The organism is Pseudomonas sp. HC1(2025) (genome assembly GCF_058742075.1).
Window position 1 is genome coordinate 3977825 of record NZ_CP196017.1, and the last position, 24172, is coordinate 4001996.

At 62.8% G+C, this 24172-nt stretch carries 17 protein-coding genes and 4 tRNA genes; 14 read left to right on the forward strand and 7 right to left on the reverse strand.

Annotated elements, in window-relative coordinates:
- Window positions 1-216 precede the first annotated feature (216 nt).
- On the forward strand, window positions 217-2025 hold the full coding sequence (locus ACSSVH_RS17525; RefSeq protein WP_492633546.1) for a di-heme-cytochrome C peroxidase: 1809 nt from the start codon (window positions 217-219) through the stop codon (window positions 2023-2025).
- A 29-nt stretch (window positions 2026-2054) separates the two neighbouring features.
- Window positions 2055-3188: a catalase family protein gene (locus ACSSVH_RS17530; protein WP_492633547.1), complete on the forward strand. Its 1134-nt coding sequence runs from the start codon at window positions 2055-2057 to the stop codon at window positions 3186-3188.
- Between the two features lie 64 nt (window positions 3189-3252).
- Here ACSSVH_RS17530 and ACSSVH_RS17535 read toward each other — a convergent pair whose 3' ends face one another.
- From ACSSVH_RS17535 to ACSSVH_RS17545, 3 genes are read right to left on the reverse strand one after another with little or no spacing between them, the layout of a single operon-like run.
- The gene (locus tag ACSSVH_RS17535; RefSeq protein ID WP_169957204.1) at window positions 3253-4221 is read right to left on the reverse strand and encodes a LysR substrate-binding domain-containing protein; all 969 of its coding nucleotides are present in this window, start codon (window positions 4219-4221) and stop codon (window positions 3253-3255) included.
- 50 nt (window positions 4222-4271) lie between these two features.
- Window positions 4272-6281 carry a CocE/NonD family hydrolase gene (locus ACSSVH_RS17540; RefSeq protein WP_492633548.1) on the reverse strand — a complete coding sequence of 670 codons (2010 nt, stop codon included), beginning with the start codon at window positions 6279-6281 and terminating at the stop codon, window positions 4272-4274.
- 27 nt (window positions 6282-6308) lie between these two features.
- Entirely contained in the window at window positions 6309-7892 is a 1584-nt protein-coding gene (locus ACSSVH_RS17545; protein WP_492633549.1) for a BCCT family transporter, read from the reverse strand.
- Between the two features lie 638 nt (window positions 7893-8530).
- On the opposite strand from ACSSVH_RS17545, the gene kdpF reads away from it, so the two are divergent.
- The 6 genes from kdpF to ACSSVH_RS17575 all read left to right on the forward strand — a co-directional run bounded on the left by kdpF (window position 8531) and on the right by ACSSVH_RS17575 (window position 16722).
- Entirely contained in the window at window positions 8531-8629 is a 99-nt protein-coding gene (gene kdpF / locus ACSSVH_RS17550) for a K(+)-transporting ATPase subunit F (protein ID WP_074851717.1), read from the forward strand.
- A 107-nt stretch (window positions 8630-8736) separates the two neighbouring features.
- Entirely contained in the window at window positions 8737-10443 is a 1707-nt protein-coding gene (gene kdpA / locus ACSSVH_RS17555; RefSeq protein WP_492633550.1) for a potassium-transporting ATPase subunit KdpA, read from the forward strand.
- A gap of 10 nt (window positions 10444-10453) precedes the next feature.
- Entirely contained in the window at window positions 10454-11107 is a 654-nt protein-coding gene (gene kdpC / locus ACSSVH_RS17560; RefSeq protein WP_169957211.1) for a K(+)-transporting ATPase subunit C, read from the forward strand.
- Window positions 11108-11119: 12 nt separating this feature from the next.
- On the forward strand, window positions 11120-13189 hold the full coding sequence (gene kdpB, locus ACSSVH_RS17565) for a potassium-transporting ATPase subunit KdpB (RefSeq protein ID WP_492633551.1): 2070 nt from the start codon (window positions 11120-11122) through the stop codon (window positions 13187-13189).
- 192 nt (window positions 13190-13381) lie between these two features.
- The gene (locus ACSSVH_RS17570) at window positions 13382-16033 is read left to right on the forward strand and encodes a DUF4118 domain-containing protein (RefSeq protein WP_492633552.1); all 2652 of its coding nucleotides are present in this window, start codon (window positions 13382-13384) and stop codon (window positions 16031-16033) included.
- Complete coding sequence (locus ACSSVH_RS17575; protein WP_169957394.1) at window positions 16030-16722, forward strand: response regulator; 693 nt, start codon at window positions 16030-16032, stop codon at window positions 16720-16722. Before ACSSVH_RS17570 ends, ACSSVH_RS17575 begins: the two co-directional genes overlap by 4 nt.
- An 87-nt stretch (window positions 16723-16809) precedes the next feature.
- On the opposite strand, the gene ACSSVH_RS17580 is transcribed toward ACSSVH_RS17575, so the two are convergent.
- Window positions 16810-16886, reverse strand: a tRNA-Asp gene (locus ACSSVH_RS17580).
- Between the two features lie 18 nt (window positions 16887-16904).
- Window positions 16905-16980: transfer RNA gene (locus ACSSVH_RS17585), tRNA-Val, on the reverse strand.
- 200 nt (window positions 16981-17180) lie between these two features.
- Here ACSSVH_RS17585 and ACSSVH_RS17590 point away from each other — a divergent pair.
- The 3 genes from ACSSVH_RS17590 (at window position 17181) to ACSSVH_RS17600 (ending at window position 21207) form a co-directional block, all read left to right on the forward strand.
- Window positions 17181-17699, forward strand: coding sequence for a sigma-70 family RNA polymerase sigma factor (locus tag ACSSVH_RS17590; RefSeq protein WP_170042669.1), 519 nt, complete (start codon window positions 17181-17183; stop codon window positions 17697-17699).
- Between the two features lie 7 nt (window positions 17700-17706).
- Entirely contained in the window at window positions 17707-18690 is a 984-nt protein-coding gene (locus tag ACSSVH_RS17595) for a FecR family protein (protein WP_432754440.1), read from the forward strand.
- Window positions 18691-18768: 78 nt separating this feature from the next.
- Complete coding sequence (locus ACSSVH_RS17600) at window positions 18769-21207, forward strand: TonB-dependent siderophore receptor (RefSeq protein ID WP_492633553.1); 2439 nt, start codon at window positions 18769-18771, stop codon at window positions 21205-21207.
- A 150-nt stretch (window positions 21208-21357) separates the two neighbouring features.
- Here the strand turns inward: ACSSVH_RS17600 and ACSSVH_RS17605 are convergent.
- Both ACSSVH_RS17605 and ACSSVH_RS17610 read right to left on the reverse strand, forming a co-directional pair.
- Window positions 21358-21434 (reverse strand) — tRNA-Asp (locus ACSSVH_RS17605).
- 19 nt (window positions 21435-21453) lie between these two features.
- Window positions 21454-21529, reverse strand: a tRNA-Val gene (locus tag ACSSVH_RS17610).
- Window positions 21530-21688: 159 nt separating this feature from the next.
- On the opposite strand from ACSSVH_RS17610, the gene rdgC reads away from it, so the two are divergent.
- The 3 genes from rdgC (at window position 21689) to sugE (ending at window position 24141) form a co-directional block, all read left to right on the forward strand.
- On the forward strand, window positions 21689-22609 hold the full coding sequence (gene rdgC / locus ACSSVH_RS17615) for a recombination-associated protein RdgC (protein ID WP_492633554.1): 921 nt from the start codon (window positions 21689-21691) through the stop codon (window positions 22607-22609).
- Between the two features lie 155 nt (window positions 22610-22764).
- Complete coding sequence (locus ACSSVH_RS17620) at window positions 22765-23721, forward strand: bile acid:sodium symporter family protein (RefSeq protein WP_170042667.1); 957 nt, start codon at window positions 22765-22767, stop codon at window positions 23719-23721.
- Between the two features lie 105 nt (window positions 23722-23826).
- Complete coding sequence (gene sugE, locus ACSSVH_RS17625; protein ID WP_057438900.1) at window positions 23827-24141, forward strand: quaternary ammonium compound efflux SMR transporter SugE; 315 nt, start codon at window positions 23827-23829, stop codon at window positions 24139-24141.
- Window positions 24142-24172: the final 31 nt, after the last annotated feature.

Here is a 24172-nt window from a genome sequence, read left to right on the forward strand (position 1 = left end):
TCGCGAGCTTATCAGGCGGCCACGACCAATGGCTACCGGCATGTGAGCAGGAAACTTCTGATAAGTTCACGTGTTTAAAAGCATTTTCATCTGCCCCAAAGCCCGGCGAAGGACAGCCGGCGTAGCGAAAACCGCCTGCGTAGACGGATCATGGCTACTTGCCGCCTACCGCGCTCAGTGGCATAAGGGCACAACAACTCGACAAGGATAGTTATCTTGCGCATTTTTTCCCGTGTTTTACTCCTGATCCTGTCATTTATGGGACTGCTGCTGGCGGTGGTCCTTTATTACGTGATCAACCCCAGGCTCCCGGATTACGTGGCGGTGCAGCAGGTGCACTACCAGGACCAATGGAGCGCCGCCGACCGCCAGGCCTACTACTTCACGCCCCAGGGCACCCAGGTAAAAGGCCTGCGCTATAACTGGTTCACTGCGCTGGAGCTGCCGTTTTCCGAGCAGCGTTTTGCCGAGCCGGCCAACCTCGCGCGCTTCGGTTTCCTGGTGGACCCGCGACAACAGGCCACACCCCAGAACCCCGGCAACCTGCCCGTAGGCTTCGCCCGGCACAAGAATGCCGGCAGCAACGACGAATTTCTCGATATCACCTGCGCCGCCTGCCATACCGGCGAGTTGCATTTCAATGGCCAGGCCCTGCGCATCGATGGCGGCTCTGCACAACATGTGCTGCCCTCCAGCGTGCCAACCTTGCGCGGCGGCAGCTTTGGCCAGGCCCTGGTGGCCAGCCTCGCCTCTACCTATTACAACCCGTTGAAGTTCAGGCGCTTTGCCCACAGCGTGCTGGGGGATCAATACGACGCCCAGTACGATCAGTTGCGCCAGGACTTCAAAAAGTCCCTGGACAACTTCCTCAAGGTGGCCTGGAACGATACCCACCGCGGCCTCTACCCCACCGAAGAAGGCCCGGGGCGCACCGACGCCTTCGGCCGCATCGCCAATGCCAGCTTTGGCGACGCCATTTCCCCGGACAACTACCGTATCGCCAACGCGCCAGTGGACTACCCGCAGCTGTGGGACATGTGGACCTTCGACTGGGTGCAATGGAACGGCTCGGCCCAGCAACCCATGGCGCGCAACATCGGCGAGGCGTTGGGCGTGGGCGCGACCCTGGCGTTCTTCGACAGCGCTGGCCAGCCCCTCAAGGGCGATGCGCGCTACCCGTCCAGCGTGCGCGTGCGTGACCTGAACCTGATCGAAGAAACCCTGCAACGGCTCAAGCCACCGGTTTGGCCTGAAGCGCTGTTCGGCGCCATCGACAAACCCCTGGCCGCCCGAGGACGTGCGCTGTTCGCGGAAAACTGCGCGGCCTGCCATGTGCCCAGCGTGAGCGAAGTCAACGGGCGCCCGGTGCAGCAGTTGAAGATGCTGCCAGTGGACTACATCGGCACCGACCCGGGCACCGCCAGCAACATTGCCGACCAGCGCTACGACCTCAGCGCCCTGCAATGGGACCCGGCCGAATTGGCGCAGTTGAATGTCGAACTGCACCCCACGCCGACCGAACCGCTGGACCTGCGCAGCCTGTCCGTGGCCAAGGGCCTGGCCTATGTCACCGCGTTTGTCGAAGAGCACGCCTACCGCGCCGCCGGCATCACAGCGGCCGAACGCCCGCGCCTGGACGGCTACGGCCTGCCCATCGGCGTGCGCGAACTGCGCGCCTACAAGGCCCGCCCACTGGCGGGTGTGTGGGCCACGCCGCCGTTCCTGCACAACGGTTCGGTGCCGACGATCTACCAGTTGCTTTCGCCCCAGTACGAGCGCAGCCGCACCTTCTATAAAGGCACCTTCGACTACAACCCGCGTCACCTGGGTTATCGCACCGAGGCGTTTAAAAATGCATTCCTGTTCGACACCAACATCACTGGCAACCACAACAGTGGCCACGAGTTTCGCGCGGGCAAGCGTGGCAATGGGGTGATCGGCCGCGGCCTTGAGCCTGAGGAGCGCTGGGCGCTGCTGGAATACCTGAAAGTACTGGGCGGCCCCCTGGAGCAACAACTGCCATGACTTCCCCATTTCGATACAAGGGCCGTTCCATGCTCGCTCGACTGTGGCTGCGCCTCGGCGCGTTTCTCGGCAAGACGCTGTTATGGCTGGTAGGCCTGGGCCTGCTCGGCTGGTTGTTGTCGACCCTGTGGTTCGCCTGGCACCACAGCGGCCCGGTGTCGGCCGAGGAACAGATTCCGCCCGGCGAAGCGGCCATGACCCAAGGCATCATTCAGACGGCGGTGCGCATTGTCGACCAGCATCGCGAAGGCACCCGTTACCTGCGCGATGCCCATGCCAAGGCCCACGGCTGCGTAAAAGCCGAAGTCAGCGTGTTGCCAAACCTTGACCCGGCGCTGCGCCAGGGCGTGTTCGCCGAGCCGGGCAAGACCTGGCAGGCGATGATGCGCCTGTCCAACGGCAACGCTTATCCACAGTTCGACAGCATCCGCGACGCCCGCGGCATGGCGATCAAGCTGCTGGACGTGCCGGGCAAGCAACTGCTGGCCGACCAGCAGGCACGCGGCGAGCAGGACTTCGTGATGTTCAGCCACCCCAACTTCTTTGTCAGCGATGTGGCGGAATATGCGCAGAACGTCGGGGCCCAGGCCGATGGCAAGAAAGTCATGGCATTTTTCCCCAGCCTCGACCCGCGCAGTTGGCAGGTGCGCCATCTGTTTATTGCCCTGGCGACATTGGCGCCGGCACCGGCCAGCCCGACCGAGACCACGTACTTTTCGGTATCGCCCTACAAGTTCGGCAGCGCCAACGCCAAGTTTCGCGTCGCCCCAGACCCGCAAAGCTGCCCGCAATACCATCTGCCCAAGCAGAACCAGGACTTGCCGAACTTCCTGCGCAGCGCCTTGAGCCAGCAGTTGTCCACCGACCGCATCGACGCTTGTTTTGTGTTGCAGATCCAGCGCCAGAACCCGCAGAAATACATGCCCATCGAAGACACCAGCATCGAATGGAAGGAAAGCGACGCGCCCTACGAGAACGTGGCGAAAATTCGCATTCCGGCGCAGGACTTCGATACACAGGCCTTGAACCTGGCCTGTGACAACCAGTCGTTCAACCCATGGTTTGGCGTGGAGGAACACCGGCCGATTGGGGGGATCAATCGGCTGCGCAAGGCGGTGTATGAGGCGGTGAGTGATTATCGGCATAGCCGCAACGCCCCCTGAATAATGCCTGTGGGAGCGGGCTTGCTCGCGCTGACGTCAGCAAGAACGCCTCACCGCGTCATCGTTAACGATCATCGCGGGCAAGCCCGCTCCCACAGAAAAGCCCCTGCGGCGTTGTATCGGATGCCGTCAGCAACCATTGCTGAAAACTGCGCGCCGCCGAGGGTGGGTTGCGATGCTGCGGTTGCATCAGTTGCAGGCGGCCACGACTGTGCATGTGATGGGGCAAGGCCAATTGCAGGCGTCCGGCAGCCAGCTCGCCTTCAAGCAGGCACTTCCAGCCCAGGGCTACGCCATGCCCCATCACTGCCGACTGCATCAGCAACTGATAGCTGTTGGTGCGCAAGGCGTGACGAGGCGTGTGGTACTGCGCACCGATGTCGGCGAACCAGTCGGTCCAGGTCAACCAGTCGTGATAGTGGTCTTCTACGATCAACAGGGTATGGCTGCGCAGCAGGTGCTCGGCGTCGCGGATCGCGCCATGGCGCTCGATGTAGCCGGGGCTGCATACGGCGATGACCTGCTCACTGGCAAACACCGGGGTCAGTTCCAGGCCAAGGGGCGCTGGCAGTTCGTCGAGGTGATAGAACAGGCCCAGGTCATATTCGCTGACATCCAGGTGGCTCGGGCTTTCACTGCACAGGATGCGGATATCCAGCTCCGGGTGCTCATCCTGGAAGGCCGGCAGCAGCGCGGCGAGCCAGATGGAACTGATGGTCGGCGTGCTGGCCAGGGTCAGCTGGCGATCGGCACCGCGTCGACGCAGCTCCGCCGATTCGCGATCAAGCTCGCGCAGCAGGCGCTGGATGGTGCGAAAGTAACGCACGCCGGCCGGGGTCAGACTCAGCCCCAACGCCAACCGATAAAACAGCGGTCGCGCCAGGTCTTCCTCCAGGCGCTTGATCTGCCGGCTCACTGCGCTTTGGGTCAGGTTCAGTTCGTGGGCCGCCTGGGTAAAGCTCAAATGCCGGGCGGCGGCCTCAAACGTCTGCAAACAATTGAGCGGTGGAAGGTCGACGTTTCGGCGCGACATGCAGGGATCCGTGGCTGATCAGATGAGCAAGCATCCTGCCACTTGCCCGCTCACAACGCGACCCGCGCGACCCGTCTGCTCCAGCTTCGCTGATGCACCTGCACCCCGTTTTCCCACGCCTGCTGGTGCGCCTCGATGTAGAACCACTGGGCGTCGGCGTGCACCTGCAAGTGGCTGTCGACCGCCACCGACCACTGCGCGCGCTCGACACGGTACTGCCAGTGGATATCGGCCTGGGCCGACAACGGGTCCCAGGGCATGGTGCGATATTGCTCGGTGCACCGCTGGTCCACCGCCAGGCCATGGTCGGTGAAGCGCACGGCGCCCAGGTCGTCCTCGACGTTTACGCACACTTCGCCACTGCCTACGTCCTCGATCAAGGTACGTTTCGGCGCAGCCGCCCGCAGCACCTCCAGCGCCGCCGGGGTAGCCGCTTGCGGGGCCTCGAACGGGCATGGCACGGCCGCGCCGCTGAAAATCGGCAATTGCACACGTTGCACGGCGGGCAGCACGGTCAGGGTGGTCAGTTCGCGGCTGGGCCACAGTAGCGGGAAGCTCGCGGTGCTCAGGGCCAGCCGCAGGCGGTAGCCGGCCGGCACCCGCGTGCCGACATGATCCAGGCTCAGTTGCACATCCAGCGGTTCGCCTGGCACAGGTGGTGTCAGACGGGAGAAGTCTTCACGTAAGGCAAGGTTGAGTACGCCGTAGGTGATCTGCGTGACTTGCCCGTCGGGCGCCACCGCATTCAGGCGCGCCACCAGTTGCCCGCAAGAGGTATCGCTGGCCAGGCGCAGTTGCAAGCGCACATCCCCCAGCAGCGCCAGGGGTTCGGCCAGTGGCTGAGAGTCGAAGCACAAAGACTGCGCATCGTCGCGGCGCTGATCGGTCGGGCCGTCGGGGCCAAACCAGATGGCGCAGTACTCGCCCTGGTGCAGGCCGGTGGTCAGTGGCGAACAGATACTGCGCGGGCCGCCCAGCGCCTGCTGGCCCGGGCGCAGGCCATGGTCGGTCAGGCTGTAGTCGGTCCATTGCACCTGGGGATCGGGCCAGCCCGAGGTCTGCACCCAGATGCCTGGGCGTTCGGCATAACTGCCCTTGGGCGCCAACACATCCTGTAGGTAAAAGGTGCAGGCCGCGTCGTCCATCACCCGATTGTCGATACCTTTAAGCCAGTGGTCCCACCAGCGTTTGGCCTCCTGCAGGAAGCCAATGGCCGGGTTGGGCACGGCGAAATGCGGGTACTTGTGAATCCACGGGCCGATCACGGCTTTTTTCGGCCCCGGCAGGTTTTCCATCAGGCGTGGCACCGCATTCTTGTAGGCATCGCCCCAACCGCCGACGGCGTACACCGCCGCCTTGATCGCCGAGTAGTCCTCGCAGACCGAGCCGTGACGCCAGTAGGCATCGCGGGTCTGGTGTTGCAGCCAGGTCTCGGCCAGCAGCGGCATGGCGTCGAGGCGTTGCTGCCACAGGGTTTTCCAGGCATCGCCAACCAGCAGCGGGTCGGGCACTGCCGCGCTGAAGTTGAGCATGGTCGCGGCCCAGCCGAAGTTCTCCAGCAGCAGGTTGCCGCCCTTGTAATGGATGTCATCGGCAAAGCGGTCATCGGTGGAGCACAGGGTGATGATCGCCTTCAATGCTTCGGGCTGGCGCGCGGCGACTTGCAGGCTGTTGAAGCCGCCCCAGGAGATGCCCATCATCCCCACATTGCCGTCGCACCAGGGCTGCTGGCACAGCCAGTCGATCACTTCGAGGGCGTCATCCTGCTCCTGCAACAGGTACTCATCGGCCATCAAGCCTTGGGATTCGCCATTGCCGCGCATATCGACCCGCACGCAGGCATAGCCCTGCCCCGCCATCCATGCGTGGGTCAGGGCATCGCGCACCGCCGTGCCATCACGCTTGCGATAGGGCAGGTATTCGAGGATCGCCGGGAAGGCCTGCGCGCCGGCGGTGTCAGGCAGCCAGATACGCGCTGCCAGTTGTGTGCCATCGCTCATGGGGATCAGGCAGTGCTCGATCTCGCGAACCTTGTAGGCAAATTCGGTGACGATTTCCATGGGTAACTCCAACAACAAAGAGGCAGGTCAGCGGGCAAAATCCGTCACCGGGCTGGCACCACGCAGGCCAGTTTCGACATGCACCGCAGGGATCTTGACGTCCAGCAGCGCGGGGTTTTTCAACCAGTAGAGCAACGATGTGCTGGCCAGCAGCACCAGAATCATTCCCGGCAGGCCGCCGAGGTTGGAGAGCATCTTCACCCCGTCGATGCCGACAAAGGCCACCATGACCCAGGACACCGTGCCGATGATCACGCCCCAGACAATCTTCAGCAGCGGGTTGCCATCCAGGTCCGAATCGGCGGTGACGCCCTTGCTGCACAGGTTGGCGATCACGTCGGTACTGGAGTCGGCGGCGGTGACGAACGAGATAAACGCGACAAACAACAAAAACGCGATCATCAGGCCGCTGGCCGGCAACTGCTGGAACATCTGGTACAGCACATGCTCCACGCCTTGCTCGTTGAGCACGCGGTTCAAACTGCCATCGCCGAGGGCATCGAAATACAGGCTGCTGCCGGAGAAGATGCAAATCCACAACGCGGTAAACAGCGCCGGGTACAGCATGTTGATCTGGATAAATTCGCGCACCCGGTAGCCCCGGCCGATCTTGCCGAGGAACAACGCACTCACCGGCGCCCAGGCGAACCATACCGACCAGTAGAACACCGTCCAGCTCTGCGGCCAGCTGTCGCCACTGGCGGCGCCGGTGGAGAGGCTGCGGCTGAAGAAGGTGTCGAGGTAGACCCCCAGGGACTCGACGCCCAGGCTGAAGATGTACAGGGTTGGCCCGCACAACCATACAAACGCGCCCAGGGCCAACATGATCCAGGTGTTGAACGACGACAGCATGACGATGCCGCGCTGCAAGCCACTGGCGGCCGAGGCGACAAAGGTGAACACGATCACCGCGATGATCAGGGCCAGGCGCAAGGGCGTGGTCTCGCCGCCAATGTACTGGCTCAGGCCACCGGACAGGGTCAGTGCGCCGGTGCCCAGGGACGACGCCATGCCCGCCACCAGGGCGAACATCGCCAGGGTGTCGATCAACCCGGCATACCGCTTGACCCGCTGGGCGCCGAGCAAGGGTTGCAACATGGCGCCAATCGAGAAGTTGCTGCGCAGGTTGTAGAACACTAGGGCAAAGACCAGGGAGGGCACCAGGTAAATCGCGTAGGGCGTGAGGGTCCAGTGCAGGAACATCGTCGACAGGGCAAAGCTCTTGGCCGCCGCGCTGCCCGCCTCGATCGGCAGGCTGGAGGGTGGCGAGTACAGGTGGTAGAGCGGCTCGGCCGTGGTCCAGAACAGCACGCCCACCGCCAGGGTGGTACACAGCGCGACCATGAACCAGCGCCATTTGCTCAACAGCGGCGTAGCACCCTCCCCGCCGATACGCAGGTTGCCCAGGGGCGAAAAATACACAATGGCCGTGAGCACCACCATGGCGAAAGAGCCGGCACTGAACAGCCAGGAGAAGTTTTGCAGGATCACGGTGTTGAGCTGTTTGCTCACGGCAAGGAATGCGGTGAGGTCGACGTAGCTGGCGATTACCGCCGCCAACAGAATCAGAAAAGTTGGCCAGAAGACCAAAGGACGCAATGGGTATTTCATCTCGTGCGCTTCCCCAGACAGACTATTTTTATTGCCTTTGCAGGCCATTGTTAGAAGCGGGCACTGTGCCGCCTTGAAGTCTTCGCGTGGCTATAGATAAGCGTGGGTGCCGGCTGCGGTGCAATCGACCAATGGGTATGAGGGTATTCCGCCAGGTCATGGCCAATCCGGGGGACAGCCGGGATCGTCGAGACCACCACCGCGTAAAGAGTTCATATAGTTCGCCCATTCGCCATAACGTTTACGTCGCCGCTATTGAGTAACCAAGTGCAAACGCCCTACCGTCACTTCCTACCCAAACACCCGTAGGAAGTCATCGTGGAAAGTTCAACTTTAGGCATGCTCGTCCTGTCAATGATTGCGCTCTTCGGCACTGCCGCGTTTTGCTTCGAACACCTCGCTACCCGCAGCGAGAAGAAAAACAAAACCAAATAAGCGGGTCGTTAGCATCAGCAGAACCCCAGTGTTTAAAGGGATACCCGGGCGGCGGGCGATCCCTTTTTTTCGTGCGCCCGGCCGAACTTTTTCTATATACCGTCTTAATACCGCTAACGCTAATCAGTGCCCGAACTTGATACCCCAAAGATTAACCTCCCCGCGTCCGCAGTTGCGGCTTATTCAATCAGGGGAGTTACACCGTGCTCACACTCACGTTCATTTATATCGCCAGCGGCTTATGTGCCGTGGGGCTGTTCGCTTACTTGGGCTACGCCCTTATTCGCGCAGAAAAATTCTAGGGAGCTGGCCATGTACGACCTGATGTTTATCAGCCTTTCCCTGGTGTTTTTTGCTGCGACTGCCATGGCCATTGTCGCCATGGGCAAGATTTGAACGGAGCCACGACATGTTAAGCACGCTGCTGGAATTTACGCTGGTCCTGGGGGTAATGACGGGGCTCGCCGTACTGATGGGTAAATGGCTGACCCGGGTCTTCACCGGGACCCACCATGCCTTGCCGGAACGCTATACCTATCGCCTGCTGGGCATCGACCCACAAGAAACCATGGGCTGGGCCCGCTTCGGTACGGCGCTGTTGTTGTCGAACGCAGCGATGATGCTGCTGGGCTACCTGGTCCTGCGCCTGCAGGCGGTCATGCCGATCAACCCGCTGGGGCTCACCGCGCAATCGCCGGACCTGGCGTTCAACACCGCCGCGTCCTTTATTACCAATACCAACTGGCAGGCGTACTCGGGCGAGACCAGCCTGTCGAACTTCAGCCAGATGGCGGTCATCACCTTTCTGATGTGCGTCGGCGCCACCTCCGGCGTGGTCGCGGCGGCCGGTTTCATTCGCGGCTTGAGCCGCTCCAGTTCGGGCGATCTCGGTAACTTCTGGGTCGACTTCACCCGCACGCTGTACCGCGTGATGCTGCCGCTGTGCGTGGGCATGGCGCTGGTGTACGTCTGGCAGGGCATGCCGCAGACCTTCGCCTCCCAGGCCCTGGTCACCACCCTGGAAGGAGCGCAGCAACAGTTGATTGTCGGTGCGGTGGCCAGCTTTGAATCGATCAAGCACATCGGCACCAACGGCGGCGGGTTCTTCAGCATGAACGCCGCGCACCCGTTCGAAAACCCGACGCCGCTGACCAACATCCTGCATATCCTCAGCATGTTGCTGATCCCCTCGGCACTGACCTACACCTTCGGCAGCATGCTGATGCAACGTCGCCAGGGCTGGGTGTTTTTCGGCACCTTCCTGGTGATGTTCATCGGCTTCCTCGCCCTGGTCTACGGCGCCGAGCAAAGCGGCAACCCGCTGCTGACCCAGGCCGGCGCCAACCAGACCCTGTCGCAGGAGCACAGTGGCGGCAACATGGAAGGCAAGGAACTGCGCTTCGGCATCGCCGACAGCAGCCTGTTCATTGCCACCACCACGGCGGCAACCACCGGTTCAGTCAACACCATGCACGACTCGCTGACCCCCATGGGCGGCTTCGTGCCCCTGGCGCAGATGATGCTCAACTGCGTGTTCGGCGGCGACGGCGTGGGCTTTATCAACCTGATCCAGTACGCCCTGCTGACGGTGTTCCTGGTGGGCATGATGATCGGCCGCAGCCCGGAGTTCCTCGGCAAGAAAATCGAGGCGCGGGAGATCAAGCTGGTGATGCTCTCGGTGCTCGCGCACCCCATCAGCATCCTCGGTTTTACCGCCCTCGCCGCCCTGTGGCCCGACACCATGGCCAGCCTCAACAACATCGGCCCCCATGGGTTCAGCGAGGTGTTGTACGCCTACACCTCAGGCACCGCCAACAACGGCTCGGCCTTTGCCGGCTTGAACGCCAACACGCCGTTTTTCAACACCACCATTGGCCTGGCGATGTTGATCGGGCGCTTCTTCACCATGCTGCCGATGCTGGCCGTGGCCGGTTCCCTGGCGATGAAAAAAACCGTGCCGGCCGGTGCCGGGACCATTCCCACCGCGACCCCGCTGTTCATGCTGCTGGTGGCGTTCGTGGTGCTGGTGGTCGGCGGCCTGACCTTTTTGCCGGCGCTCGCGCTCGGCCCGCTGGTGGAGCAACTGCAGTTGCTGTCCGGCCAGACGTACAACTGAGGACACGTAGATGACAACCCAATCGATATTCAAGGGGCTGTTGCGCCCGGTGCTGGTTTCGGCGGTGTTTTTCATGCTGTTGACGGGGCTCGCCTACCCGGCGTTCACCACCGTGGCCGCACAGCTGATGTTCCCGTTCCAGGCCCGCGGCTCGCTGATTGAACGCGATGGCCTGGTCATGGGCTCGACCCTGATCGGCCAGCACTTCACCCGGGCGCAATACTTCCATGGCCGCCCGAGCATGACCCTGGGCGCCGACCCGCAAGACCCAGGCAAAAGCGTATCGCAGCCTTATAACGCCGGTTCCAGCGGCGCCAGCAACCTGGGCCCAACCAGCCAGAAACTGGTGGATCAGGTGGCCGCCCGCGTGCAGGCCTATCGCCTGGCCAACGGCCTGGCCGCCGACGCCCAGGTGCCGGTGGACGCGGTCACCGCTTCCGCCTCGGGCCTCGACCCGCATATTTCGGTGGCCAATGCGCGCCTGCAACTGCCACGGGTCGCGCGCCTGCGGCAGATCCCCGAAGCCGAACTGCTGCAACTGGTCAGCCAGCACACCAGCGCACGCACCCTCGGCCTGCTCGGCGAGCCACGGGTCAATGTGCTGCAACTCAACCTTGCGCTGGATGCCCGCCAGCCATCGCCGCCTATTGCGACCAGTGAGTAAGAGATTGCCCTCATGAAAAATGCTCGTTTACCTCTGTTTGATCGCGCCATCGTGCTCACCGCGTGTGGGGATGCGCTGAAGAAACTGCTCCCCCAGGCGCAATGGAAAAACCCGGTGATGTTCGTGGTCTACCTGGGCAGCATCCTCACCACCCTGCTGTGGTTCCAGTCCCTGGGCGGCCAGGGTGAAGCGCCCAGCGGTTTTATCCTCAGCATCACCTTGTGGCTGTGGTTCACCGTACTGTTCGCCAACTTCGCCGAAGCCCTGGCCGAGGGCCGCAGCCGCGCCCAGGCCGCCAGCCTGCGCGGGATGAAACGCCAGACATTGGCCAAGTTGCTGCAACAGCCCAAGCACGGCGCAGCGTGGCTGCCGACCGAAGCGTCGCTGCTGCGCAAGGACCAGGTGGTGCTGATCGAAGCCGGCGACCTGGTGCCGCTCGATGGCATCGTGATCGAGGGCGTGGCGTCGGTGGATGAAAGCGCGATCACCGGCGAATCGGCGCCGGTAATTCGCGAGTCCGGCGGCGATTTTTCCTCGGTCACCGGCGGCACGCGCGTGCTGTCGGACTGGCTGGTGGTGCGCATCAGCGTCAACCCCGGCGAGTCGTTCCTGGACCGCATGATCACGATGGTCGAATCGGCCAAGCGCCAGAAAACCCCGAACGAAGTGGCCCTGACCATCCTGCTGGTGGGCCTGACGCTGTTGTTCCTGCTGGTGATCGCCACGCTGAGCCCTTACTCGATCTTCGCCGTGGCCATGAGCGGCAGCGGCAGCGTGGTCAGTGCCACGGTACTGGTGGCGTTGCTGGTGTGCCTGATCCCCACCACCATCGGCGGCCTGCTCTCGGCCATCGGCGTGGCGGGCATGAGCCGGATGATGTCAGCCAATGTCATCGCCACCTCCGGGCGGGCGGTCGAGGCGGCGGGTGACGTCGACGTGTTGCTGCTGGACAAGACCGGCACCATCACCCTGGGCAATCGCCAGGCCAGCAGCTTTTTGCCGGCGCCGGGCATCCAGGAAGCGGACTTGGCGGATGCCGCGCAATTGGCCTCCCTGGCCGACGAAACTCCCGAAGGCCGCAGTATCGTGGTGCTGGCCAAGCAGAAGTTCGACATCCGCGCGCGGGACATCAACCAACTGGGTGCAAGCTTTGTGCACTTCACCGCGCAAACCCGCATGAGCGGCGTCGACCTGCCCGCAGGCCGGGCGATTCGCAAGGGCGCAGCCGACGCGATCCGCAGCCATATCGAAGCCTTGGGCGGCAGTTTTCCGTCAGCCTTGCAGGCCAGGGTCGATGAAGTCTCGCGGCGCGGCAGCACCCCGCTGGTGGTCAGCGACGGCGCCACGGCGCTAGGTGTGGTGGAGCTCAAGGACGTGGTCAAGAGCGGCATCAAGGAGCGCTTTGCCGAGCTGCGGCGCATGGGCATCAAGACCGTGATGATCACCGGCGACAACCGCCTGACCGCCGCCGCCATTGCGGTGGAGGCCGGGGTGGATGACTTCCTCGCCGAAGCCCGCCCGGAAGACAAGCTGCAATTGATCCGCGACTACCAGGCCAAGGGCAAGCTCGTGGCCATGACCGGCGACGGCACCAACGACGCGCCGGCGCTGGCCCAGGCCGACGTGGCGGTGGCGATGAACAGCGGCACCCAGGCAGCCAAGGAGGCCGGCAACATGGTCGACCTCGACAGCAACCCGACCAAGCTGATCGAAGTGGTCGAGGTGGGTAAACAGATGCTGATGACCCGCGGCGCCCTCACCACCTTCAGCGTGGCGAATGACGTGGCGAAGTACTTTGCAATCATCCCGGCGGCGTTTGTCGCGACCTATCCGCAGCTCGGCGCGTTGAACGTGATGCAGCTGACCAGCCCCAACTCGGCGATTCTCAGCGCGGTGATTTTCAACGCGCTGATCATCGTCGCGCTGATTCCCCTGGCCCTGCGCGGCGTGACTTACCGCGCAATCGGCGCGGCGGCGCTGCTCAACCGCAACCTGCTGATCTATGGCCTGGGCGGGGTGTTGGTGCCATTTGCCGGGATCAAGCTGATCGACATGCTCTTGACCGCAGTGGGCTTGGTGTAACGACTCACCCCCATGTGGGAGCGGGCTTGTCGGATCGCCGCATCGCCGCGAAGACGTCGGTCCAGCAAACATTGATGTCGGCTGACCCACTGCTTTCGCGAGCAAGCCCGCTCCCACAGGGGATCTGCGCTTGACTGACTGCCATTAAGGCAAGCCCGCTCCCACACTTGAACCGCATTGACCAGGAATGACATGCCCGCCTTAAACAACGCACGCCCCGACCCCGACGCCCTGCTCGCTCGGGTCCAACAAGAAGAACAGGCCGCCTTGCGCGGCAAATTGCGTATCTACTTTGGCTCCAACGCCGGGGTCGGCAAGACCTGCGCGATGCTCGAAGCGGCGCGCCGCGAAACTGGCCGTGGCCGTGACGTACTGGCCGGCGTGGTGGAAACCCACGGCCGCCAGGACACCGCCGAGCTGCTCCACGGCCTCGAACAACTGCCCCGTGCCCAGCACCTGCACCGTGAATTCGCCCTCAGCGAATTTGACCTCGACGCCGCCCTCTTGCGCCACCCTGGCGTGTTACTGGTGGACGAACTGGCCCACAGCAACGTGCCCGGCTCACGCCACCCCAAACGCTGGCAAGACGTGGAAGAACTGCTCAGCGCCGGCATCGACGTGTGGACCACCCTCAACGTGCAGCACCTGGAAAGCCTGAATGACCTGGTCAGCGGGATCATCGGCATACGTGTGCGTGAAACGGTGCCCGACCATGTGTTCGATAACGCCCACGAAGTGGTGGTGATCGACCTGCCGCCCGACGATCTGCTGCAACGCCTCAAGGACGGCAAGGTGTACCTGGGCCCGGCGGCGGCGCGCGCGTCTGAGCATTTTTTCCGCAAGGGCAACCTGTTGGCGCTGCGCGAGCTGGCCCTGCGGCGCACGGCCGACCGGGTCGACACACAGATGCGCGTGTACCGCCGCGAACAGTCGATCAAGACCCTGTGGCCGGCCCGCGAACGGCTGTTGGTCGGCATAGCCGGGGACGCCGGCGATGAGCGCCTGGTGCGTGAAGCGGCGCGCCTGGCGCAAAAACTGGAGGCCGACTGGATTGTCGTGCACGTGGCCTCGGCCCAGGGGCGCGGCGCCAGGCGCTACTCGAGCGCGATGAAAACCCTGGCCCTGGCCGAAGAGTTCGGCGCGGACACCGCCACGCTGCCGGGCATGGACGTCGCCGAAGCGCTGGTGGCCTGTGCCCGTGAGCACAACGCCAATCGCCTGGTACTCGGCCATCATCCGCGCCGCCGGTGGCAGTTCTGGCATCAGTCGGTCAGCGATCGGATCAGCCGCCACCACCCGCAAATCGACCAGATCGTGATGGCCCACGGCCTGCTGCCGGGCACGCCTGCCGTGCCCGAAAAAACAGCAACATTGCCCGGTACGCGATTGGCCTATCTCTGGGCCAGCCTGGCCTGTTTCGCCGCCAGCGCCGTGGCCGCACTGCTGTTGCAAGTGTTCGACCTGGCCAACGTGGTCATGCTGTTTTTGCTCACGGTGGTGCTGGTAGCGCTGCGCTTTGGACGCGGCCCCGGCGTGTGGGCCGCGATGCTCGCGGTGCTGTGTTTTGACTTCTTTTTCGTCCAGCCACGCTACTCATTCACGGTCAACGACACCCAGTACTTCTTCACCTTTGCCTTGATGCTCGGCATCGCCCTGATCACCGGCCAACTCACCGCGCGCCTGCGCCACGAAGCGCGCACCGCCGCCGCACGGGAACGCCGCGCGACCTCCCTGGCGCGCCTGGCCCGCGACCTGTCGGCGGCGCTGACGGTGGAGCAAATCAGTGAAGTCGCGCTGCGCACCTTCAGTGGCGTCTTCGAAGCACGGGTCGGCCTGGCCCTGCCCGACGCCGCCGATGGCGTCCACAGCGTTAGCGCCGCTGGGCTGCCGATCGACGACAGCATCGCGCAATGGGCATACGACCACGGCCACCCCGCTGGCCACGGCACCGACACTTTGTCGGCGGCCAAGGGCTGTTACTGGCCACTCAAGGCGCCGATGCGCGTGCGCGGCGTGCTGGTGCTGGAACTGGCCCAACGCGATCGCTTGAACGACCCGCAAGAACGCCGCCTGCTGGAAGCCTGCATGAGCCAACTGGCGATTGCCCTGGAGCGCGTGCATTTCGTTGAAGTGGCACAAAGCACCCTGGTGCAGATGGAAGGCGAGAAAATGCGCAACACCCTGCTCGCGGCAATCTCCCATGACCTGCGCACGCCGCTGACCACCCTGATCGGCGCCGCCGAGACCGCCCTGCCCCACGCCCCGTCGGGGCCACTGAACGAGCTGCTGCATGGCATTCACGAACAGGCCACGTCCATGCAGCGCCTGATCGAAAACCTGTTGGACATGGCGCGCCTGCAAGAACGCGGTGTGCGCCTGAACCGCCAATGGCACTCCCTGGAAGAAATCGTCGGCAGCGCCCTGCGCCAATTGCGCGAACCACTGGCGCACCACCGCGTACACACCACGCTCGACGCACAGTTGCCGCTGGTGGAAGTCGATGGGCTGCTGATCGAGCGGGTGCTGGTCAACCTGCTGGACAACGCCGCCAAGTACACCCCGCCGGGTACCACCATCAGCGTGGCCGCCAGCCAGGCCGGCGAGCAGATTGTGCTTGAGGTCAGCGACACCGGCCCCGGTCGCGCACCGGCCAATCTGTTCGAGCCCTTCACGCGCGGCCAGCAGGAATCGTCGGTGGCCGGCATCGGCCTGGGCCTGGCGCTGGTCAAGCGCATCGTCGAGGCCCACGGCGGGCGCATCCAGGCCAACCCCGGCCGCACGGGCGGCATGCATTTCACCATCACGCTACCCGCAGGCACCCCGCCTGCCATGGAACCCTTATGAGCACTGCACGCATTCTGATTGTTGAAGACGAGGCCAATATCCGCCGCTTTGTGCGCATTGCCCTGCAAGACGAAGGCTTTCAGGTGTTCGAGGCCGACAGCGTCAAACGTGGGCTGATTCATGCCGCCAGCCGTCAGCCGGACCTGGTGATTGTCGACCTTGGCTTGCCGGACAGCGATGGCAAGCAACTGATCAGCGAACTGCGCGGCTGGCTGGCGGTGCCGATCCTGGTGCTGTCGGCGCGTGACCGTGAAGAAGAAAAAGTCGCCGCCCTGGACGCGGGCGCCGATGACTACCTGACCAAGCCGTTTGGCGTGCCCGAGTTGCTCGCGCGTATCCGCGCCCAACTGCGCCGGCACGGGCACACCGGCACGGTGGTAGCCACCAGCAAGGTGGCGTTTGGCGAGATTGCAGTGGACCTGGCGACCCACCAAGTGTGGCGCTCAGGCCAACCGGTGCACTTGACGCCCATCGAGTACCGCCTGCTCTGCGCCATGGTTCGCGGCCAGAACCGCGTACTGACGCACCGGCAACTGCTGCTGGAAGTGTGGGGCCTGGATTACGTCGACCGCGCCCACTATCTGCGGGTGCATATGGCGCATCTGCGGCAAAAGCTGGAGGTGGATCCGGCGCAGCCGCAGTACTTCATTACCGAACTGCAGGTGGGCTACCGGTTGGTGGGGTTGTAGAACCGCAAATCCCGGGCACAAAAAAGCCCGCTCATTGAGCGGGCTTTGCGGGGTGACCTGGCGTTCAGCATTCCAGGTAACCAAATATGGCGCAGCGGACGGGACTCGAACCCGCGACCCCCGGCGTGACAGGCCGGTATTCTAACCGACTGAACTACCGCTGCGCGTAGCATTGGACGTAATGGTGGGTGATGACGGGATCGAACCGCCGACCCTCTGCTTGTAAGGCAGATGCTCTCCCAGCTGAGCTAATCACCCTTTACGTTCGGTGCGGGGCGCATCATATACGAAAAATCCGCAATGTGTTGATTTAAATGCAATTTATTTGAAATATCTTTTCGCCGGCAGCCAACAGCCCGCAAACCTGCGCTTTTAGCGGGTAAACGCGAGTCTATTGCGTTTACCCTGCCCCGGAGCCACAATTAGAAACCATTCTCAATAACACCTGAGCCACGCCTATGTCTGTGGGTGAACCGCCATTCCAACGGGAAATAACCCAGCTCTACAGCGAGCACCATGGCTGGCTGCTCACCTGGCTGCGGCGCAAGCTGGGCTGCCGGCAGAATGCCGCCGACCTGGCACAGGACACGTTCGCACGTATCCTCAATACCCGTGAATCGGTGGCGACGATCCGCGAACCCCGGGCCTACTTGAGCACTACCGCGCGGCGGCTGATTATCGACCAGGCCCGGCGCAAACAGATTGAGCAAGCCTATCTGCAAGAGTTGGCCCTGACGGTGGACGCGCTCGAAGGTTTCCAGTCGCCGGAGCAGATCCACACCACCCTGGAAGCCCTGGAACAGATCGCGTTTATCCTTGAAGGCATGCATGAGTATTCGCGCCAGGCGTTTGTGCTGTATTACCTCGAAGAACTGACTCAGCAGCAGATCGCCCGGCAACTCAAGCTCTCGGAACGCACCGTGCGCAAATACCTGATCCTGGCCCTGGTGCATTGCGGCCACAGTATGGACACCTGAGCCACCTATGCCCGACGCCCGCCAACAGATCGAAGAACAAGCCGCCGAGTGGATGCTGCGCCTGCATGAAGGTGAGCTGAGCGAAGCGCAGCGCCTGGCATTCGAGTGCTGGAAGCAACAAGGCCCGCACTACGCCGCCGCTGCCGCACGCATGGAGGCGGTGATTTCGCGGATGCAGGCCCTGCGCGGGAAAAAGGCACCGGCACGGGCGGCGCTGAATGCGGCGTTCGCCACCCAGCAATCGCGCCGCAGCAAACGCACCGTGCGCACCCTGTTGCTGCTGTGCAGCCTGGCAGTGCCTGCGGCGGCGCTGTTGGTCAGCCCGTATCCGCAGCGCTGGATGGCCGATGTGCGCAACGGCCCCGGCCAGTGGCAGACCCTGCGCCTGGCGGACGGCTCGGCACTGAGCCTCAATGGCATCAGCGCGGCCAACCTGCATTTCGACGCCACGCAGCGGCGCATCGAACTGCTGCAAGGCGAGATCCTGGTGGAGGTAGCCCACGATCAGGCGCGGCCGTTTATCGTGCAGACCGCCCAAGGCAGCATGCGCGCACTGGGCACGCGGTTTGTGGTCAAGCGCGAAGGCGACAGCACCGTGCTGAGCATGCTCGAATCCCGCGTGGCCGCCCACAGCGCCGATGCCCGGCAGACCCTGGAAGTCGCCGCCGGCTCCCAGGCCCTGATCAATGCCGACAGCGTACGCCTGACCGGCAGCATCGACCCATCCAGCATCAACGAAGCCTGGCGCCGCCATCAACTGGTGGTGGAAAACCGGCCATTGCCCGAGGTGCTGGATGAAATCTCCCGGCATCGGTCCGGCCGCCTGCAGTTTGATCGCGCCGCCCTGCAAAACCTGCGCGTGTCGGCCGTGATCCCCCTGGATGACAGCGACCACGCCCTGCAACTGCTGGCGCAAACTCTGCCGATAACCGTGCAAACCTATACCCCCTGGCTGGTCGTGGTGAACCCGGCCAACACCGCCAATAAATAATTATTCGCATTTGCTTCCGGTTTTTGTGCAGTTGCCCGTCAAGCAAGGTAATTCGACACCTAAAGGATTGCCTTCACCATGCACACCCCTTCCTACCCGCGTGGGCGCTTTGGCCTGCTGAGAAGTGCACCGTTTTCCCTGGCCGTGCTCGCCGCCACCGTTGGCGCCCTGCACATCAACCTGGCCCAGGCGGATACGGCCAGCACCGCCGCCCAGGTGTACAACATTCCTGCCGGGCCCCTGGGCAGCTCGCTCAACCGCTTTGCCCAGCAGGCCGGCGTGGCGATTGTGTTCCAGTCCCGCGAGCTGCAAGGCCTCGATGGCCCGGGCCTGCAAGGCAGCTACGGGATCCAGGACGGTTTCGACCGGCTGCTGCAGGGCAGCGGCTACGTCGCGGTAAAGGGCGACCAGGTGTATGCGCTGCAACCCGCGCCGACTGCCAGCAACGGCAGCATGGAACTGGGCCCGACCCAGGTCACCGGCAACCAGTTGGGTAACGTCACCGAAGACAGCGGGTCCTACACCCCCGGCAGCATCGCCACCGCCACGCGCCTGGTGCTGACGCCCAAGGAAACCCCGCAGTCCGTCAGCGTCGTTACGCGCCAGCACATGGACGACTTCGGCCTGAACAACGTCGACGATGTGATGCGCCATACCCCGGGCATCACCGTGTCGGCCTTCGACAGCGAGCGCAGCAACTACTACGCCCGTGGTTTTTCGATCAATAACTTCCAGTACGACGGCATTCCTTCGACGGCGCGCAACGTTGCCTATTCGGCGGGCAACACCCTGAGCGACATGGCGATCTACGACCGCGTCGAAGTACTCAAGGGCGCCACCGGCCTGCTCACCGGCGCCGGCTCCCTGGGCGCGACGATCAACCTGGTGCGCAAGAAGCCCACCGCCGATTTCAAGGGGCATGCCACCCTCGGCGCCGGTTCCTGGGACAACTACCGCAGCGAACTGGACGTCAGCGGCCCGCTGACCGAGAGCGGTAATGTGCGTGGCCGGGCGGTCGCGGCCTACCAGGACAAGCAATCGTTCATGGATCACTACTCGCGCAAGAGCCCGACGTACTACGGCATCATGGAATTCGACCTGTCGCCGGACACCCTGCTGACCGTCGGCGGCGATTACCAGGATACGTTGCCCAAGGGCTCTTCCTGGTCAGGCAGCTTCCCGCTGATCAACTCCAAGGGCGAGCGCAACAAGGTCAAGCGCTCGTTCAACAACGCCGCCGACTGGAGCAGTTGGGAGCAATACACCCGCACCGTGTTCGCCATGCTCGAGCATGACCTGGGCAACGGCTGGGTGACCAAGTTGCAACTGGACCACAAGATCAACGGTTACCACGCGCTGATGGGTTCGATCCAGGGCGACCAGCCGCAGCCGGACGGCACCGCACAACTCACCTCAGGCAAGTACACCGGGGAAACAGTCAGCGATTCCGCCGACCTGTACGTGAGTGGCCCGTTCAGCCTGGGCGGGCGCGAGCATGAACTGGTGCTGGGCGGCTCCATCAGCGCCTCCGAATGGAAAGGCAAAGGCTATTGGAACCTCAGCCCAAACATCGTCGACTTCAATAACTGGCACGGCCACGCCGCCATCCCGGACTGGGGCAATGCCCAATCCCTGACCGACGACACCGTGCGCCAGACTGGCGCCTATGTGACCACTCGCCTGAACCTGGCCGATGACCTCAAGCTGTTGCTGGGTGGGCGAGTGGTCAACTACCAGGTCACGGGCTATAACCCCAACTATCGCGAGTCCGGGCGATTCGTGCCGTATGTCGGCGCTGTGTATGACTTGAACGACACCTACTCGGTGTACGCCAGCTACACCGATATTTTCATGCCCCAGGAAAACTACAACCGCGACCGGGATAACAAGCTGCTTGAGCCCGATGAAGGCCAGAACTGGGAATTGGGCGTGAAAGCCGACTTCCTCGATGGCCGGGTGAACGCCAGCGCGGCGTACTTTGAAATCCATGAATCCAATCGCGCGCTGTCGGATGACGCCTACAACAACCAGACGCCGATCCCATCCAACTATGCCTATAAGAGCAGCAAGGCCGTGACCAAGGGCTACGAAGTGGAGATGTCCGGCGAGATCGCCCCCGGCTGGCAGCTCCAGGCCGGCTACACCCACAAGATCGTGCGCGATGACAAGGACGTGAAGATCTCCACGTTCGAGCCTGAAGACCAGGTCAAGCTGTACACCACCTACAAACTCAAGGGCGACCTCGACAAGTTGACCGTCGGCGGCGGCGTGCGCTGGCAGAGCGTGGGTTGGCAGGATATCTACAACACCCCGCATAACGGGTATGAGGAGTTTTCCCAGCAAGCCTACTGGCTGGTGGACCTGATGACCCGTTACCAGGTCACCAAAAATCTGTCGGCGACACTGAACGTCAACAACATCTTCGACAAGTCCTACTACACCAACATCGGCTTCTATAACTCGGCAGCCTACGGTGAACCACGTAACTTCATGGTCACTACGCGCTGGGATTTCTAAGCGCCCCATAAAAAACGCCCCCGGTCATCGGAAATGATCGGGGGCGTTTTTATGAGCGGGGATTTTCGCAAACCCCAGACAGCAAAAAGCCCGCTCGATGAGCGGGCTTTCTGTGGTGACCTGGCGTTCAGTGTTCCAGGTTACCGAATATGGCGCAGCGGACGGGACTCGAACCCGCGACCCCCGGCGTGACAGGCCGGTATTCTAACCGACTGAACTACCGCTGCGCGTAACACATGAAGCGAATGGTGGGTGATGACGGGATCGAACCGCCGACCCTCTGCTTGTAAGGCAGATGCTCTCCCAGCTGAGCTAATCACCCTTCGTTTCGGTGTGGCGCGCATTCTACGGAGCGACCATAAGTCTGGCAAGCACTTTCTTAAATCTTTTTTTTCAGCCCTTCCAATGGCTTAGGCAGGGTTGGCCTCAGGCCTTATCAAGAGAATAATGCCCCACTTTGTATAAAGGAGAGACTCACCCCATGTGGTTCAAGAACCTGCTTATCTATCGCCTGACCCAAGATCTGCCTGTTGATGCCGAGGCGTTGGAAGCTGCAATGGCCACCAAACCGGCGCGCCCTTGTGCAAGCCAGGAGTTGACCACTTACGGTTTCGTCGCGCCTTTTGGTAAAGGCGAAGACGCGCCCCTGGTGCACGTCAGCGGTGACTTCCTGCTGATCGCTGCGCGCAAGGAAGAACGTATCCTGCCCGGCAGCGTGGTGCGTGACGCGGTCAAGGAAAAGGTCGAAGAGATCGAAGCCGAGCAAATGCGCAAGGTCTATAAAAAGGAACGGGACCAGATCAAGGATGAAATCATCCAGGCCTTCCTGCCCCGCGCCTTTATCCGTCGTTCGTCGACCTTTGCTGCCATCGCACCGAAACAGGGCCTGATCCTGGTCAACTCGGCCAGCCCCAAGCGTGCCGAAGACCTGCTGTCGACCCTGCGTGAAGTGATCGGCACCCTGCCAGTACGCCCGCTGACCGTAAAAGCCGCGCCAACCGCAATCATGACCGACTGGGTCACCACCCAGAAGCCGGCCGCTGACTTCTTCGTGCTCGACGAATGCGAACTGCGCGACACCCACGAAGACGGCGGCATCGTGCGCTGCAAGCGCCAGGACCTGACCGGTGAAGAAATCCAGCTGCACCTGACCACCGGCAAGGTCGTGACCCAACTGTCCCTGGCCTGGCAGGACAAACTGTCGTTCATGCTCGACGACAAAATGACCGTCAAGCGCCTGAAGTTCGAGGACCTGCTGCAAGACCAGGCCGAACAGGATGGCGGCGACGAGGCCCTGGGCCAACTGGATGCAAGCTTTACCCTGATGATGCTGACCTTCGGCGACTTCCTGCCGGCACTGGTGGAAGCATTGGGCGGCGAAGAGACCCCGCAAGGCATCTAAAACAGGCACGTTCAATGTAGGAGCTGGCTTGCCTGCGATGGCGGTGTATCAGTTACAGAGTGAGTCACTGACTGACATACCGCTATCGCTGGCAAGCCAGCTCCTACGGTTGATGGGGTTGCCAGTTCCAGCACTCTAATAATAAGGACATCACCATGCGCGCACTCGCCGCCTTGAGCCGCTTCGTCGGCAATACCTTCGCCTACTGGGTGCTGATTTTTGCCGTAGTCGCGTTCCTGCAGCCCAGCTGGTTTATCGGCCTGAAAAGCGCCATCGTGCCGCTGCTGGGCCTGGTGATGTTCGGCATGGGCCTGACCCTCAAACTTGAAGATTTCGCCGAGGTCGCACGCCATCCGTGGCGCGTGGCCCTGGGTGTGGTCGCGCACTTTGTGATCATGCCCGGGGTGGCCTGGTTGCTGTGCCAGGCCTTCCAACTGCCACCGGAGATCGCCGTCGGCGTGATCCTGGTCGGCTGCTGCCCAAGCGGTACCTCGTCCAACGTCATGACTTGGCTGGCCCGGGGTGACCTGGCGCTGTCGGTGGCCATCGCCGCCGTCACCACCCTCCTCGCCCCGCTGCTCACCCCGGCGCTGATCTGGCTGCTGGCTTCGGCGTGGCTACCGGTGTCGTTCATGGAGCTGTTCTGGTCGATCCTGCAAGTGGTACTGCTGCCCATCGTGCTTGGGGTATTGGCACAACGCCTGCTGGGTGATCGGGTGCGGCATGCCGTTGATGTGCTGCCACTGGTGTCGGTGGTCAGCATCGTGATTATCGTCGCGGCCGTGGTCGCAGCGAGCCAGGCGAAGATTGCCGAATCGGGTCTGCTGATCATGGCGGTGGTGATGCTGCACAACAGCTTCGGCTACTTGCTCGGTTACTTCACCGGCCGCGTGTTCAAGTTGCCACTGGCCCAGCGCAAGTCGTTGGCGCTGGAAGTGGGCATGCAGAACTCGGGGCTGGGCGCCGCACTGGCCAGTGCGCATTTTTCGCCACTGGCAGCGGTGCCCAGTGCGCTGTTCAGCGTCTGGCACAATATTTCGGGGGCGCTGTTGTCGACGTATTTCCGCCGGATGAGCGAGAAGGAAGATCGCAAGGCCCTTGCCGAAACTTGATCGGGTGCTGGCTTTTCGGCACTCTACCCATCTTCGCGGGGACGACCCCGCGACTCGTTCGAGCATTAATCCGGGGACGACCCCACTTCTAAAAGGAAGGTCAATATGTCCTGGGTCATTCTGTTTTTCGCCGGGTTGTTTGAAGTTGGCTGGGCCGTCGGCCTGAAATACACCGACGGCTTCAGCAAACCAATGCCCACCGCCCTGACGATTGCCGCCATGGCCGTCAGCCTCGGCCTGCTGGGGCTGGCGATGAAGGAACTGCCGCTGGGCACCGCCTATGCGATCTGGACCGGGGTCGGTGCAGTGGGCACGGTGATTGCCGGGATTATCCTGTTTGGGGAGTCCATGGCGCTGTTTCGCTTGGCCAGTGTGGCGCTGATTATTGCCGGGTTGATCGGGCTCAAGATTAGCGCCTGATGCTTTTGCCGGCGATGAGGCCCTTGAATCC